Here is a 14,124-nt window from a genome sequence, read left to right as displayed (position 1 = left end):
CGGTCAATCGAAGCCGAGCACGGTGACCCGCGCATCGGGCCGGTCGGCGAAGCGGGCGGCGATGCGCTCGATCTCGCCGAGCTGGTCCATGGCCTGCGAACAGGCGAAGCCGAACTTGGCGCGCACACGTTCCGAGGCGATGCCCAGCGCCTCGCGCGTGCGGCCCAGGAAGTCGGGCAGCTCATAGACCTGACCGGGCGCGAGGAAGTCCTGCACGACCAGCGAGGGCGAATAGCAACGGGTCTCGCTCTGGTCGGGCCAGCGGACGCGGAAATGCATGACGGGCATGGGAACGGGTCCTCAAGAAAAGATGGATCGCTCGGCGAGCGCGGCGCTGCCGTGCAGGCCCTCGCGGTAGAGCTGCACATGACGGGCCGCGCTCGCGGTCCAGCCGAAGGTGGCGCCCAAGCGCGCGGCGTTTGCCGCGATCGCCGCGGTTTGTGCCGACGAGCGTGACGCGAGCGCGGCCGTCAGCGCTTGCGCGATGGAGGCCGAACGCAGCGGGTCGGCCCAGTACGCATCGGCCTCTTCGAGATACTCGGTGAAGGGCGCGATGCGCGACACGACGATCGGCACGCCGCTGGCCAGCGCTTCCAGCGTGACCAGGCCGAAGCCCTCGTTGAGCGAGGGCATCGCCACCACGTCGGCCAGCCGGTAGAGCGCGGGGATGTCCTCGTCGGGCAGCGCGCCGGTGCGCACGATGGGTGCGCCCGGGCCGACGGCCAGGCCGCTGGCCCGCGCCAAGGCCCCGAACTCGCGTGCGTACGGCGCATGGTCGAGCAGGCTCGCACCGCCCGCGATCACGAGCTGCGCCTCCGGCCAGCGGGCGCGCAGCAGCACGAAGGCCTGCAGCAGCCGCACCGTGTTCTTGCGCGCCTCGATGCCGCCCAGCGCGAGCACCACGGGCGCGCCCGTGCGCACGCCCAGGCGCTGCGCGAGTGCCGCGTCGGTGGCTTGCCGCAGCGGACTGAAGCGACCGCGCTGCAGGCCGTTGCGCACCTCGGCGGCGTTCACGCCATGTTGCTCGGACAGCATGCGTTGCCAGAGTCGGCTGACGCAGAATACCTGGCGCGCGGCCTGGAAACCGCGCGACTGCCAGCGCATGAGCTGCACGTCGTCGAAGACCTCGAGGTGGTGCACCGTGCGCACGAAGCCCTCGATGCGCTCCGCGTCCACCAGGTTGGCCAGCGCATTGCCCCCGATCGGGTCGTGCGTGTGCAGCACGTCGAAACGCGCGGTCTCGAGCAGTGCGCCGATGGACGCGGTGAAGGCCTCGATGCGCGACCCCACCATCGCCACCATGTCGCGCGGCACAGCGTCGACCGGGATCAGCCGCGTGGCACAGCACACCGGCCGGAAGAATTTCTGGCCTGGCGATGCGGGCGCCATCACCGTCACGTCGTGGCCCGCATCGTGCAACGCATGCGCGAGCTCGAGCGTGTGGACCACGCCACCCCGCGGGTTGACCGAATGGGTGAGCAGGCCGATCTTGAGCGGTGCGTCACGCATGGCGGGCCTCGCCGATGAAGGCATCGGTGTTCAGGTCCCACAGCAGCTGGCGCGCGTCGCCCTGCTTCAGCATCAGCGTGCGGCTGTCGTCGACCTCGCCCACGACCTGGCAGGCGATGTCGCGCGCCGCGAAGCGCGTGAGCACCTCGCCCAGCGCCTCGGGCCGCACGCTGAGCACGAAGCCGAAGCTCGGGAAGGAGGTGAGCCAGCGCAGCAGTGGCACGCCCCCGGGCCGCGGGATCGCGTCGAGGTCGAGGGTCGCGCCCACCTTCGAACACTCGAGCAGCATCAGCGTGGTGCCGATGGCGCCGGCCATGCTGATGTCCTTGGCCGCATCGCATAGGCCAGCCTCGGCCAGCGCGGGCAGCAGTTCGAGGTCGGCACGCAGGCGTGCGCCGGGTGCGGTGGTCGATGCGTTCCAGTAGGGAAAGGGCTCCTGGTAGGCGCCGCGCAGGTCGATGGCCATCAGCAGCAGGTCGCCGGGCCGCGCGCTGAAGCTGGTCAGCAGCTTCTTCGCATGGCCGAGGATCGCGACCGCGAGCTGCGGCCGCACGCTGCGGTTGTTGCTGTGGCCGCCGACGATCGGCACGCCGTATTTCGACGAGGCCTCGGCCATGCCCTGGAGCATCTGGTCGGCCGGCTGCATGCCCGCGCTCCAGAGCGCGTCGACCACGGCCGTCGGCCGACCGCCCATCGCATAGATGTCGCTCACGTTGACCATCACGCCCGCGTAGCCCGCGAACCAGGGCATGCGCTCGATGAAGTCCTCGACCAGGCCCTCGATGGCGAACAGCAGATAGCCGCCGTGGCCATCGGGGATGGCCGCGCAGTCGTCACCGAGCGGCACGGCCTGGGCCAGGTCCGCGCCGCCACCGGGCAGCGCCTGGCCCAATGCGGTCACGATGTCGCTGATGTCGCGCTTGTGGGCGAAGCCGCGGCTGTCGCGCAGGGCGATGACGACCTCGTGCAGCGCCTCGGTATTTCCCCCGCTGCCTCCGGCGGAGGGTTGGGGTGAGGGCACCGGGCCTTCGGTGTGAGAAGCAAGCTTATCCACGGCTGCGGCCCTCTTGCCCGCTCGCGGCGGGACAGGGCAAAGAAGCACGCGCCCGCGACACGAAGCCGCTCACCGGGTCATGGCACGGCGGGTAGTGCGCGAAGTCGGGCTGCATCGCCACATGCGGCCGGCCATGGATCGCGAGCGTGCCGGTCGTGCGCCAGTGCAGCTTGTGGAACAGCGCCTCGTTCTGCGCCTGCACATGCGCCTTGAAGCCGTGGGCGCCCTGCGCATGCGCGCGCGTGACGGCCAGCCGGATCAGCGTCGCGCCCAGGTGGCCCTGGCTGCGGAAGGCGGCGTGCACCGCAAGCCGCGAGCCCCACCACACCCCCGGCGTCTCCTCGTGGATGCGCACCGTGCCCACGACCTGGTCGGGCATGCCGCCGATGCAGGACATCGCGACCAGCAGCTGCGCGCGGTCGTCGACGGCATCGCGGTCGTCGCCAATGAACAGGCCCTGCTCGATGCAGAACACCGCGCGCCGCAGCGCATGGGCCTCGTCGCGCTCCCAGGGCTGCACGGCCTCGCGCACCAGGAACTCGACGGGCGCGTAGTGCCCCACGGGCTCGATTACATCGTCGATGCAACACATGGTTCAGTTCTCGTAGACGGACAGCGACGAACACGCCCCGCACTTGCCGCACCCTGCCTTGATGTCGCCCGAGCGCAGCCCGGCTGCGGCTACGCGCTGGCCCAGCGGCTGCAGGATCGACTGCATGAAGGCGGGCGTCGGCGCGGGATGGTCTTCGAGCGGCGTGCCGCTGATCGGCACGAAGGGCACCACGAAGGGGTACACGCCCAGCGCCAGCAGCGCATCGCAGATCTCGAGGATGGCCTCGCGCGTGTCGCCCAGACCGGCCAGGATGTAGGTGCTGACCTGGCCGCGGCCGAACACGCCCACGGCGGCCTCGAAGGCGCTCATGTAGCGCGAGATCGGCACGCTGGCCTTGCCCGGCATGATCTGCGCGCGCACGGCGGGCGTGACCACCTCGAGATGCATGCCCAGCGTGTCGATGCCGGCCGCCTTCATGCGCGCGAACCAGCGGTCGTCGTCCGGCGGCTCGCACTGGCCCTGGATCGGGATGTCGACCGCGGCCTTGATCGCGAACGCGCTCTCGCACAGGATCTGCGCGCCGCGGTCGGTGGCGTTGGGCGTGCCGGTGGTCAGCACCATGTGCTTCACGCCGTCGAGCAGCACCGCGGCGCGCGCGACTTCGGCCAGCTGCTCGGGCGTCTTGCGGGCAATGGTGCGGCCGGCCGCGAGCGACTGGCCGATCGCGCAGAACTTGCAGGTCTTCCTGCGGCTCTCGTAGCGGATGCAGGTCTGCAACACCGTGGTGGCCAGCACGTCGCTGCCGTGCAGCGTGGCGATGTGCGAATAGGGCACGCCATCGAAGGTCTGCATGCCGTAGAAGCGCGGCTGCTTGGGGAAACTGATGCGCGCGATGGGAATCGCGCCACGCGTGAGCGTGCTCTGGCCCTGCGCATCGGGCGCCTGCGCGGTGAAGGGCGAGTGCCACGCGGTCGAGGTGTGCACCGGCACCATGATCGTGTGGCCGTCGACGACCACGGCCTTGTGGTCCGACGGACCCGCGCCGCCGCGGCGGCTGACCGCGCCGGCCGAAGGATCAGCCAGCCGCAACCCGAAGGACTGCAACTCGGTCATCAACTGCCGGCTGGAGGGAGAGGCTGTCGTGGTCATGGGGTTTGATTCCGTTGGAAGGGAACGAAGAAGAAGCAGGGGCGCCCGTCGGCATCGCGAAGGTGGTGGCGGCGGGTCGGTCGTTGATGGCCAGGCTCAGCAGTTCGGGCCGCGCGTAGTGGCCCACCGAATCCATCATTCGCTTGCGCTTGCTGATCAGCGCCATGTCGAGGTCGGCGATGACCATGCCCTCGCCTTCGGTCAGCGGCGCAGCGAGGTGCTTGCCTTCGGGCGAGACGATGGCCGTGTGGCAGCCGCCGCGCAGCGCCTTCTGCAGGCCCGCATCGGGCGTGATGGCCTGGATCTGCGCCTCGCCGAGCCAGCCCGTCGCGTTGACGACGAAGCAGCCCGACTCGAGCGCGTGATGGCGGATGGCGACCTCCATCTGCTCGGCGAAGATCGGACCGACCAGCGAGCCGGGGAACTGCGCGCAGTGGATCTCCTCGTGCTGCGCCATCAGCGCATAGCGCGCGAGCGGGTTGTAGTGCTCCCAGCAGGCCAGCGCGCCCACGCGCCCGACGGCGGTGTCGACCACCTTCAGCCCCGCCGCATCGCCCTGGCCCCAGACCATCCGCTCGTGGTACGTCGGCGTGATCTTGCGGCGCTTGAGCGCCAGCGTGCCGTCGGCGTCGAACAGCAGCTGCGTGTTGTAGAGGCTGCCATGGTCGCGCTCGTTCACGCCCAGCAGCACCACCATGCCGTGGGCGCGTGCCCGCTCGGCCACCGCCAGCGTGACCGGCCCCGGCACCACCACCGCGCGTTCCATCAGCCGCAGGTGCGCCGGGCCCTGGAGCACCGGCGGCTGCACGAAGGAGAAGTAGGGGTAGTAGGGCACGAAGGTCTCGGGGAAGACCACCAGTTGCGCGCCCTGGGCGCCGGCCTCGTCGATCGCCGCGCACACCCGGTTCAGGGTGCCGTCGACGTTCTCGAAGTCGGGCGCGATCTGGACTGCGGCAGCGCGGACGATCCGGCTCATGATCAGAGCGTCCAGGTGTCGAGGATCACCGCGCCGGCCTTCTTGTGCAGCAGCACGATGTCCAGCACGTCGAGCGGGTTGATCGGCGTGATGCCCGGGATCAGCGCGCCTTCACCATGGCCGTACAGCGCCTGCAGCGCGAAGCGGCAGGCGTAGACCTTGCCGCCCTCCTCCATGAACTTGACGATCTGCTTGTTGAAGTTCTGGTGGCCTGGAAAGGCCTCGTCGCCCAGCGTGGGGAAGCCGCGCTGCACGCCCAGCGTGACGCCCGGGCCGTAGAGCAGCACCGAGGTCTCGTAGCCCTTGCGCTTGAGGCGCGTGGCCTGCAGCAGGTTGACGAAACCGATCGAGCCTTCAAAGGCCACGGTGTGGAAGGTGACCAGCGCCTTCTCGCCGGGGTCGGCCTTCACGTCCTCGAAGACTTTCTGTTCGTAGTCGACCAGGTGTTCGCCGGTGACGTTGGGGGCTTTGGTGACTTGGGGCATGCGGGACTCCGTTGAGGGATGGATGAAAGAAAAAGGGCTTGCGCGCCCTTCTCTTTCGCATGCGGTGTGCCACCTCCGTTGCCGCGGCGTGCGATCAATGCGCGATCAATCAGCAGGCGTGCGCCATGCGGACCCGAAAAGAATTTCGCGCCGCATGTCGTGGGCGCCTCCGGGCCTATCGCCGGCTGCCGCGCCGCACCCGTTTGATGCATTTCCGTGCAATCAATGCACCCGATCATTGGATGCGGATGCACACGATCCATGCATTCCCGCCCTCTGCCGGCGGCACGCTTCATGCGTTCATCACCTCCGATCGATCCGATCAAGCCATGCGATCAACTTCGACGGAGCACGCGATGGACAAGACCACCCAGCACTGGCAGAAGCGGCTGGAAGCCAGCGACAAGCCGGCCTACCTGCTGCTCGCCGACCTGATTGCCGAGGACATCCGCACGGGCCGTCTCACGGCCCGCGACAGGCTGCCCACGCTGCGCGACCTGGCGGCCGACCTGCGCCTGAACTACACGACGGTGGCGCGCGGCTATGCCGAGGCGCGCAAGCGCGGGCTGATCGATTCGCGCTCGGGCACCGGCACCTTCATCCGCGGCACCAGCCCGGGCGTGCCGCTGCGCGGCGGCGGCGGCGCCGAGATGTCGATGAACCTGCCGCCCGAGCCGCAGGACGCGGCGCTGCTCGACCGCATGCAGACCAGCGCGGCGCGCGTGATGCGCGACACCGCCTCCTACGACCTGCTGCGCTACCAGGACTTCGGCGGCACGCCGCGCGACCGCGAGGCCGGCATGCAGTGGCTCCGCGCGCGCATCCCCGACTGCAGGATCGACCAGCTGCTGGTGTGCCCCGGCATCCACAGCGTGCTGACCGCGCTGTTCTCGCAGCTCGCGCGGCCCGGCGAGCTGATCTGCGTCGAGGCGCTGACCTATCCCGGCGTGAAGGCCATCGCCACGCAGCTGGGCATCCAGCTGCATGCGCTGCCGCTCGACGAGGAAGGGCCGATCGGCGAATCCTTCGAGCACGCCTGCAAGACGCTCAAGCCCAAGGCGCTGTGCATCAACCCCACGCTCAACAACCCGACCACCGCCACCGTCTCGCGCGCGCGGCGCGAAGCGCTGGCCGACATCGCGCTGCGCTATGCGATCCCGATCATCGAGGACGACGCCTACGGCCTGCTGCCGCGCCAGATGCCACCGGCCATCGCCACGCTCGCGCCCGAGCTCACCTACTACATCACCGGTTTTTCCAAGACGCTGGGCGCGGGCCTGCGCAATGCCTACGTGCGTTCACCCAGCGCGCGGCAGTCGCAGCGCCTCGCGGGTGCGCTGCGCGCCACCACCGTGATGGCCTCGCCGATCACCAACGCGCTGGCGACGCTGTGGGTCGAGGACGGCACCGCCGACGCGATGCTGCAGGCCGTGCGCGGCGAATCGGCGGTGCGGCAGGCCATGGCGGCCCGCCACCTGGGCGCCTACGGCGTCGGTGCGCCGAGCGAGGGCTTCCATCTGTGGCTGCCGCTGAGTTCGGCCTGGAGCACGGTGGAGTTCGCCTCCTACCTGCGCTCGCAGAACGTGGGCGTGGTCGCGAGCGCGGCCTTCTCCACCGACGGCGCCCCGCCCGAGGCGGTGCGCATCTGCCTGGGCGGCCCGATGTCGCGCGAAGCCTGCGACCATGCGCTGCGGCTGATCGCCGACACGCTGGCGCATCCGCTGCATCCGCATGCGACGGTGATGTAGGGACGGGACAGCCACAGACGAAGCACGCCCCGTCGCGCCGGCTTTTGCAGAACCTTCAATGCGTTCACGACGAGCCCTCTGTGCGCGAGTTGGCCACCTTCAAAGAGCTCGCCCTCCTGCGCGATGTGGGCGCTGGTCGACGAAAGCCGCACGCGGCCAGAGCGCCCAAGCCCGAAGGACGCGATCAAGGACGGCGACTGGACGCCCTGTCGTGCCTGATGACAAGCCTGCGCGAACGCCCGGGCATTGCCGTCCTCCCCGCCGAAATTGAAAAGAATCCACTGCGGAACGCGAGCACGGCTTCAGGTCCGGCATCAGCCGTCGCAGGCAGTTCAGGACCACACCGTGGCCGGGAATGTCTTCAAGCTTCGTGCACCGGTGCATCCGCCGTCAAAACCATTCGACTTTCGATGAGGCAAGACCGACTGTCTTCACGTGCATTGGAACGTCCCGCAGCCCCGATTGACGCCGCGGCGCTGAAAGGAATTCTTCGATAACGGTTCAAGCTTGCCATTCCAAATGGCGAACGACTGCGCAGCCAATCAGGACGTTTCACGCGCCTCAAAAGTCCGCCAGGAAGCGCTGCAACACATGCGCCATGCGGTGGTGGCTGGCGCCGACGGGATGCACGGAGTCGAGGAATGCGCCCGCATCCATGTCTGCCCGGTCGAACCCGGCGAGATGCGTCATGTCGAGCACACGACTGTCGTACTTCTTTGCAATAGCAAAGACCGCCTCTCGTACCGCCGCCGTGCCTGTGTGTTCGTCCCTCCCCGCGCTGTAAGGCGTCAGCAGCGTCGGAGGGGTGATGAAGACCATCTGGACGTCCGGCTGCTCGGCCAGCAGCGCCTTGATGACCCGGTTATAGGCGCCGTACAAGGTCGAGGGCGTCTGGTCGTCGATGCTGCCCAGGGGGTGGTCACGGTCGTTGTAACCATGATCGAACAGCACGAGATCGACCCGTTTGCCCAATAGCCGGCTTTCAAAGGACTGATCAGGATCGAAACCCTTCTCCGTCAACTCTGCCCTCGTTGCGCCCAAGCTGCGGGCGCGCTTGCCATCCCACACGATGCCGCTCGAACCGACTGCGGCGTTGACAAGGGTGGCACCGTGCCACCTCACAGCGCGGTCGACGAAGCCGTCACGGTAGGGCGCGGCGGCACCTGCGGTGATCGACGTCCCAACGGCCAGAATGCGTTTGTTCTCCCAGACAGCGTCCGGCAATTTTCTCGCCATGAACTGCTTCTCACCGTGCACATCGTGTTTCCAGAAGGGACTGGTTTTGACGATATTCTCAAAAACGCCGTACGGCATTCCTGCAAGCACCGCAACGACATAGAGGATGACGGACGCCGCACATATTGGGCGCCCCCTGCCGGTCCTTGCCAGATAGACAGGCAACGCAGCAACGGTGAAAAGAAAGGCGCCGGCCAGCCATTTTCCCGGAGGGAGAAGGCGTTTTCGAATATCAAATACGACCCAAATGGCAACGGCAAAGTTGATACTCACGAACCAAATCTTCCACATGCAAGCATCCGTACAATTAATCACCAATTGTAAGCAGGGCAGTGGTCGGCCTCGATCCGGCGGATCACAGACGCAAAAAAGCCCCGTCATGCGGGGCTTCTAAGCAGTGTTCGGTCCGAACGGATCGAACACTGGAGGAGAGGGAGGAAGGCACATCACAAGCACTGGCGCGGCTTGCAGGAGATATTTTCGAACGATGCCTACGCGCATGCCTACAAACTAACGGTGCACGATTTGGATCCTCGGGCGCCATTCCTATCTGCGCTTACCGCCCCAGGGCTGTCTGTCCCCGGTCAGTCCGCATCAATCGCTGTATATTCATACAGTGCTCTGCGCCATCTACCGCCTCCGCGAATCCGGATGCTGGATGTCGATCAATTCGATCATCCAGCGCGGCGCCGTGCCCGGCGACCTCTACTTCGGCCCGGTCGCCAAGAACATGCGCGAGCGGTTCGGGCGGCATGCGTACATCGCGCACCTGACGGTAAAGGCGACGGGGATCACCTTCCATGACCTGCACTGGGCGAAGGCGCTGACGGCCAAGGAAGGCGGCTTGATGATCGAGGGCACCGAGCTGCGCATCAGGGGTTCGAAGAGTTCGCCCGAGCGGGTGAAGCAGACATGGTGGTGCATGTTCGACCGGGACCGCGCCTACGAGGCCATGCTCAAGATGGACGTGAGGAGCGCCACGGGGTTCCATCCGAACGACGACGACATGGACACACCGGATTGGAGGTAGTGCGCGCTCAGCGCGACGGCGCGCTACCGGGTGGCGGGCTGGAGGTCGTCGTGGGCCCGCTCGCAGCCGGCGGCCCGGATACCGCGCTCGTCAGCCGTTGCTGCGAAGACTTCCGCCAGGCGGTCAGCCCCTGCAAGCACGTCGGCAAGCACTCCGATGGGGTCGCCTCCAGGGATTGCCGCAGCTGCGGGGCAAGCCGGGGCACGCCGGCGGGCAGCGTCGGCGGCGAGCTGGGCGGCGTCGTGCAGGCCGCCGCCAGCGCGGCGAGCATCAGCGAGATCGCCCGCAAGGGCAGCGAGTTGGGTTTGTGCATGGGAGGCCTCCTGGTCCATGAAGCTCTGGCGTCGGTCAAATTCGTCGCGCTGCGCCTTCATGGCCAGGCGCAGGGATTCGGCGTCGGTGGCGCGCTGCTCGGCCGCCTCCTGCTTCAGTCCGGCGATGCGCACCGTCTGCACGCCCAGCGCGGCCAGCAGCACCGCGACCAGCAGCAGCTTCCAGTTCGCCAGCAGCAGGCGGGCCGCGGCCATCATGCGGGCCCCTGCAGGGCGCGGCGCGCCTTGACGAGCATCTCCTCGACCTCGCGCAGGCCGAACGTGCCGCCGTTGACCACGCGCCGCACCTTCACCGTGTCGGCCAGGTAGGCGTCAGGCACCTTGCCCTCCCACCAATCGAACGCGAACTCGAGCGCGAAGTGCGGCTGCTCGGCGAGCTCGGGCAGGACGGTCAGGTCCTGGCCGCTGCGCAGGCCCTGCCAGCGGTAGCCGTCGGCGAAGGTCAGCATGATCAGCCCGCGGCCCGGGTAGCGTGCTCCGTCGCCGGCGCCCTCGGGACGGTTGCCGCCGCGGCCGCCGTAGCAGGCCTCGAAGAACTTCTGCTCGTTGAATGCCAGCTCCTCGGCGCGCGGCACCAGGGAGCGCCACCGGCTGCCGGGCGGCGATGCGTTGCCCAGCTCGCGGATGCGCGCGGCGCTGTAGTTGCCGCTCTCCTTCAGCTTCTGCAGGCCCTGGCTCTCGACCAGGACGTTGGCCAGGAACTGCGCCAGGTCAGCGTCGCCCTGGCTGAAGCGGTCCATCCTCGGCGTGTGCGCGAACACGCCCGACCACATCGCGACCTGCGTCGGCTTGATGCCGCACATGGTCAGGATCCGCGCCCAGTCGTCCCGCGAGCGCGTCATTCGAGATCTCCCGGCCGCGTCTTGTCGTTCGGCAGCGACGCAGCCGCGCCCCGCAGGTGCTCGCGCACGTGTTTCCAGACGATCGCCATGACATAGAAGGCCAGCGCCGCGGAGAGGAACAGGCCGCCCTCGCTGATCCAGCCCTGCCGGATAACCCGGCACGCCGTCGCGAAGGCACCTATGGCGATGGCCGCGAGCGCGAGCCGCTCGGCGGTCGTGTCCTTGACCGTGGGCGAGAACACCGCGACGGTCGCGCCGAGGCCAACGACACACCAGCAGACGATGGAAAGCACCGCATGCGCGGTGACGATGTAGGCGTTCATTTCGGAGCTCCTGATCTGCGTTGCAGCCAATCGAGCGCGATCTGCCACAGCGCGCCCACCGGCGTCGTCTGCACCCACTCCCAGGCGCGTGACGTGATAGCCATGCCGAACAGGCCCAGTAGGAAGCCGGTGAGGCCTTCCGGCAGACCGATGCGCGCGGACAGGAACGGCGTGGCGAAGTAGCTCAGCACCGCGCCGGAGAGCGCCATGAAGACGCGTTCCGGCCAAGTGCCCTGCAGGAAGCGCATCGACACGACGGCGCCGGCCACGCCCGCGAGCTTTGCGGCCCAGGCGTCGAAGTTCACGTCGGAGGGGCTCATTGGCATCGGGTGCCTCTGAAACGGTGGTCGGTCATGGGAACCTTTCAGGCATGAAAAAACCCGCCGAAGCGGGTTTGAGTAAGGATGAGGTCATGTGGCCTGTTCGAGACGAACAGCTAGCGCGTACCTACAGAGACCTGCCGTTGTAAAACTCAGCTGCCTGACTCAGGTTGAGTGCGAGCCAATTCACAACAGCTTCGACTCCCATGGTCGCGACGTAAGAGGAGAAAGGATCAGGATCTGGCGCCATCGGCACGGATTGAGATATCTCGAAGGTCCCACCCTGAATTCCGTAGGATCGCGTTGCCTGGTAGCCCTCCGAGCCCGCCGGGCTAGCGAGGTTGGTGTACCCGAAGTACGTAGTTTCGTCCTGCGGGAGCCATGCATATCTTGCTTTCCACACCCTGGATTGCCGAGAGATAAGCGACTTGGCCAGACCAACCCCAAATCGGGTGGCCCCGGCGTTCCAAAGAAAATGACTAGGGTTCTCCGGCACAAAGAAGTTGTGGAACGAGCCTGCATAGAGCGCATCCTGATTCGCCGAAAAGACCGCATCGATTAGTTGAGAAGACCGCTCCGTCAGAGGAGCTGTACCACCGTACGTCTGTTCTCCAGGGTCAGTGAGAACCCATCCCGCCGGGAAATTTCGTGCCACGTCGACGCCGTTCTCGTTGCGTCGTCCGTGCGTGTCCCAGCCGTATGGGACCGCAATCGGCACCACGATGAAGTGTGCGCACCAGCGCATCGTTTCCAACGTCTCGTGCGTGCGCCACTCCTCGCAGAGCTTTTTCATTGCTAAATAGACCGCCCAGACGCCTGCCTTCTCGTAGCCATGCGCTCCCGAGATGAGGATCATCTTGGGAACCTGCGCCGACTGAGCGACCGTCTCGACCGGAGGCGGGCGAAAATCGTAGCGGCAAATATCTGCGCCGTTGCCGTCTTGGCCAAGCACCGTCTTGGAGACGTAACTCGGGTGCGCTGCTACCAGCGCATCGTAGAGGCCATAGATCATGGTGTGCGAAGAGCCAAGCACCTGCTTGAACTCGGCCATTGGCGTCGAAGCGTAGTTTGCCTCCAGGCGGCCGTTGAAGAACCGACGTTCGGCGGTGCCAAGGGGTGCACTTGCGCTCGCGCTTTTTCCGTTGACAAAGTAGCGAGGCACCCCGTTGACAAGCTGCTGCGCCACGTTGAAAGAGCCGACGGAAACCAGGCCTGCGGCAAGGCCTTGCGTAGACGCTGGCTGCGAGCTAAGTGCGCCGGTCGACGAGTTCACAAACAACCGATGCCACACGCCAGTGACAGGAAGTGCGAGATTCTGCGCGGACATGAGGCGAGCCTCCGTACCGTAGCAAGCGCGCACAGCCGCACCTGCGAGCCGAAGAAGTCCCGCGTCGAAATCAAAGTTGATCGCTGTCGCGTCGCCAATCAGGGTTCCGTCCGTCGGAAGTGAAGGGCCTCCGACGCCCATCAAGATGCCGTCGACTGAGTAGGGGCCAAGGTAACTTACGACGACCGAAGAAGTCAGAAACCGAACGATCGCAATGATGATCTTGGTCTTGTCCGATGCTGTCGCCGTCGAGACGAACTGCATGGTGTTCGTTCCTGGCGCGTACTCCAGCCGATAGGAGCCAGCTGCAGGCCAGGCGATGTCAGCTGCAGGCAGCAGGTAGCTCGAGGACGGACCGTAAACGCGCATCGCACCGGAGACGACTGTGAGCTTCTTAAGGACCGTGTCGAAGTTGATGTTCGTGCCCGGGCCAGCGATCCATCCGAAGACGGCGGTTGGTGAAACAACGGGAGCAACTCCGTCGATCGTGTAAAGGCCAAGATACTGCACTTCAACCATCGCCGTAGAGAACACTCGCACGATGCCGAACGGCACTGCGGTGCCGACCAATGCCGCGCTGGACGCTACAAACTGAATGGCGCCGGAGACGGTGTTGTATTCCAGTCGGTACATACCAGCGGCAGGCCATGCGATGTCCGTCGCAGGCAACAGCCAACTGCCACGAGGCCCGATCAATCGCACAATGGCGCCGGTGACGACAAGTCGCTTTGCGGCTGTGTCAAAGTTGATGTAGTTCGCAGACTGCGACGAAACCCACCCGAACGACGCCAGCGATGCACTCGGGTAACGGACGATCTCGACCGCAGCACCGCTGCTGTTGCGATAGAGGATCAACGACTCAGCAGGGTCGGCAGATGGCACCGTGAAATAGCGGCCTGCAGTGGTAGCGGCAAGTCCCGCGGCGGTGGTTGCGTACACACCACTTGAGAGCTGCGCTCCATCACGCGCAGCTTCTGCTCGCGCTGCCGATGCATCAGCGGCGACACGTTGCGCATTCGCAGCTACAGCGGCGCCCTCCGAGGCAGCGCGGTTGATTCCCGTCTGCGTGATCGCGGCCGCCGCGCTGAGGTCTTGCTCGATGCCGGTCCAGGTCTTTTTTGTCTGGCCGAACCGGTCGACAGCAGTCGGCGCTCCCGATGTCGCCAGTGCAGCCATGTGGTCAACATCGAGCTTGGCATTGTTGAGGTCTTGAGGATTGATCGCTGGCATATGTACCTTT

At 66.6% G+C, this 14,124-nt stretch carries 15 protein-coding genes; 2 read left to right on the top strand and 13 right to left on the bottom strand.

Annotation, left to right across the window (positions count from 1 at the left end; translation table 11 throughout):
• Positions 1-3: 3 nt before the first annotated feature.
• The 7 genes from K0H49_RS00760 to K0H49_RS00730 all read right to left on the bottom strand — a co-directional run bounded on the left by K0H49_RS00760 (position 4) and on the right by K0H49_RS00730 (position 5,726).
• Positions 4-288: an MSMEG_0570 family nitrogen starvation response protein gene (locus K0H49_RS00760; protein WP_219209236.1), complete on the bottom strand. Its 285-nt coding sequence runs from the start codon at positions 286-288 to the stop codon at positions 4-6.
• A gap of 12 nt (positions 289-300) precedes the next feature.
• Positions 301-1,509 carry an MSMEG_0565 family glycosyltransferase gene (locus K0H49_RS00755; protein ID WP_219209235.1) on the bottom strand — a complete coding sequence of 403 codons (1,209 nt, stop codon included), beginning with the start codon at positions 1,507-1,509 and terminating at the stop codon, positions 301-303.
• Entirely contained in the window at positions 1,502-2,479 is a 978-nt protein-coding gene (locus K0H49_RS00750) for a sll0787 family AIR synthase-like protein (protein WP_219209270.1), read from the bottom strand. The genes K0H49_RS00755 and K0H49_RS00750 overlap by 8 nt, the downstream gene beginning before the upstream one ends.
• A 76-nt stretch (positions 2,480-2,555) precedes the next feature.
• A complete protein-coding gene (locus tag K0H49_RS00745; protein ID WP_219209234.1) occupies positions 2,556-3,155 on the bottom strand; it encodes an MSMEG_0567/Sll0786 family nitrogen starvation N-acetyltransferase in 600 nt (199 codons plus the stop codon).
• A 3-nt stretch (positions 3,156-3,158) separates the two neighbouring features.
• Complete coding sequence (locus K0H49_RS00740) at positions 3,159-4,229, bottom strand: MSMEG_0568 family radical SAM protein (RefSeq protein WP_219209269.1); 1,071 nt, start codon at positions 4,227-4,229, stop codon at positions 3,159-3,161.
• Positions 4,192-5,241, bottom strand: coding sequence for a Nit6803 family nitrilase (locus tag K0H49_RS00735; protein ID WP_219209233.1), 1,050 nt, complete (start codon positions 5,239-5,241; stop codon positions 4,192-4,194). The genes K0H49_RS00740 and K0H49_RS00735 overlap by 38 nt, the downstream gene beginning before the upstream one ends.
• Before the next feature lie 2 nt (positions 5,242-5,243).
• On the bottom strand, positions 5,244-5,726 hold the full coding sequence (locus K0H49_RS00730; protein WP_219209232.1) for an MSMEG_0572/Sll0783 family nitrogen starvation response protein: 483 nt from the start codon (positions 5,724-5,726) through the stop codon (positions 5,244-5,246).
• A 356-nt stretch (positions 5,727-6,082) separates the two neighbouring features.
• On the opposite strand from K0H49_RS00730, the gene K0H49_RS00725 reads away from it, so the two are divergent.
• A complete protein-coding gene (locus K0H49_RS00725) occupies positions 6,083-7,474 on the top strand; it encodes an aminotransferase-like domain-containing protein (protein ID WP_219209231.1) in 1,392 nt (463 codons plus the stop codon).
• A gap of 561 nt (positions 7,475-8,035) precedes the next feature.
• Here the strand turns inward: K0H49_RS00725 and K0H49_RS00720 are convergent.
• Positions 8,036-9,001 carry an SGNH/GDSL hydrolase family protein gene (locus tag K0H49_RS00720; protein WP_219209230.1) on the bottom strand — a complete coding sequence of 322 codons (966 nt, stop codon included), beginning with the start codon at positions 8,999-9,001 and terminating at the stop codon, positions 8,036-8,038.
• 367 nt (positions 9,002-9,368) lie between these two features.
• On the opposite strand from K0H49_RS00720, the gene K0H49_RS00715 reads away from it, so the two are divergent.
• Positions 9,369-9,740 carry a hypothetical protein gene (locus K0H49_RS00715; RefSeq protein WP_219209229.1) on the top strand — a complete coding sequence of 124 codons (372 nt, stop codon included), beginning with the start codon at positions 9,369-9,371 and terminating at the stop codon, positions 9,738-9,740.
• Between the two features lie 23 nt (positions 9,741-9,763).
• On the opposite strand, the gene K0H49_RS00710 is transcribed toward K0H49_RS00715, so the two are convergent.
• The 5 genes from K0H49_RS00710 to K0H49_RS00690 form a co-directional block, all read right to left on the bottom strand.
• A complete protein-coding gene (locus K0H49_RS00710) occupies positions 9,764-10,270 on the bottom strand; it encodes a DUF2514 family protein (protein ID WP_219209228.1) in 507 nt (168 codons plus the stop codon).
• Positions 10,267-10,914, bottom strand: a complete 648-nt coding sequence (locus tag K0H49_RS00705; RefSeq protein WP_219209227.1) for a hypothetical protein — start codon at positions 10,912-10,914, stop codon at positions 10,267-10,269. The genes K0H49_RS00710 and K0H49_RS00705 overlap by 4 nt, the downstream gene beginning before the upstream one ends.
• Positions 10,911-11,237: a hypothetical protein gene (locus K0H49_RS00700; protein WP_219209226.1), complete on the bottom strand. Its 327-nt coding sequence runs from the start codon at positions 11,235-11,237 to the stop codon at positions 10,911-10,913. The genes K0H49_RS00705 and K0H49_RS00700 overlap by 4 nt, the downstream gene beginning before the upstream one ends.
• Positions 11,234-11,542: a hypothetical protein gene (locus K0H49_RS00695; protein ID WP_374122282.1), complete on the bottom strand. Its 309-nt coding sequence runs from the start codon at positions 11,540-11,542 to the stop codon at positions 11,234-11,236. Before K0H49_RS00695 ends, K0H49_RS00700 begins: the two co-directional genes overlap by 4 nt.
• Positions 11,543-11,684: 142 nt before the next feature.
• Positions 11,685-14,114, bottom strand: coding sequence for a M14 family metallopeptidase (locus K0H49_RS00690; RefSeq protein ID WP_219209224.1), 2,430 nt, complete (start codon positions 14,112-14,114; stop codon positions 11,685-11,687).
• Positions 14,115-14,124: the final 10 nt, after the last annotated feature.

This window comes from Variovorax boronicumulans (assembly GCF_019352895.1).
Classification (GTDB): domain Bacteria; phylum Pseudomonadota; class Gammaproteobacteria; order Burkholderiales; family Burkholderiaceae_C; genus Variovorax; species Variovorax boronicumulans_A.
The sequence above is the reverse complement of the archived record's forward strand: the minus strand, read 5'-3'. Positions and strand labels throughout refer to the sequence as shown.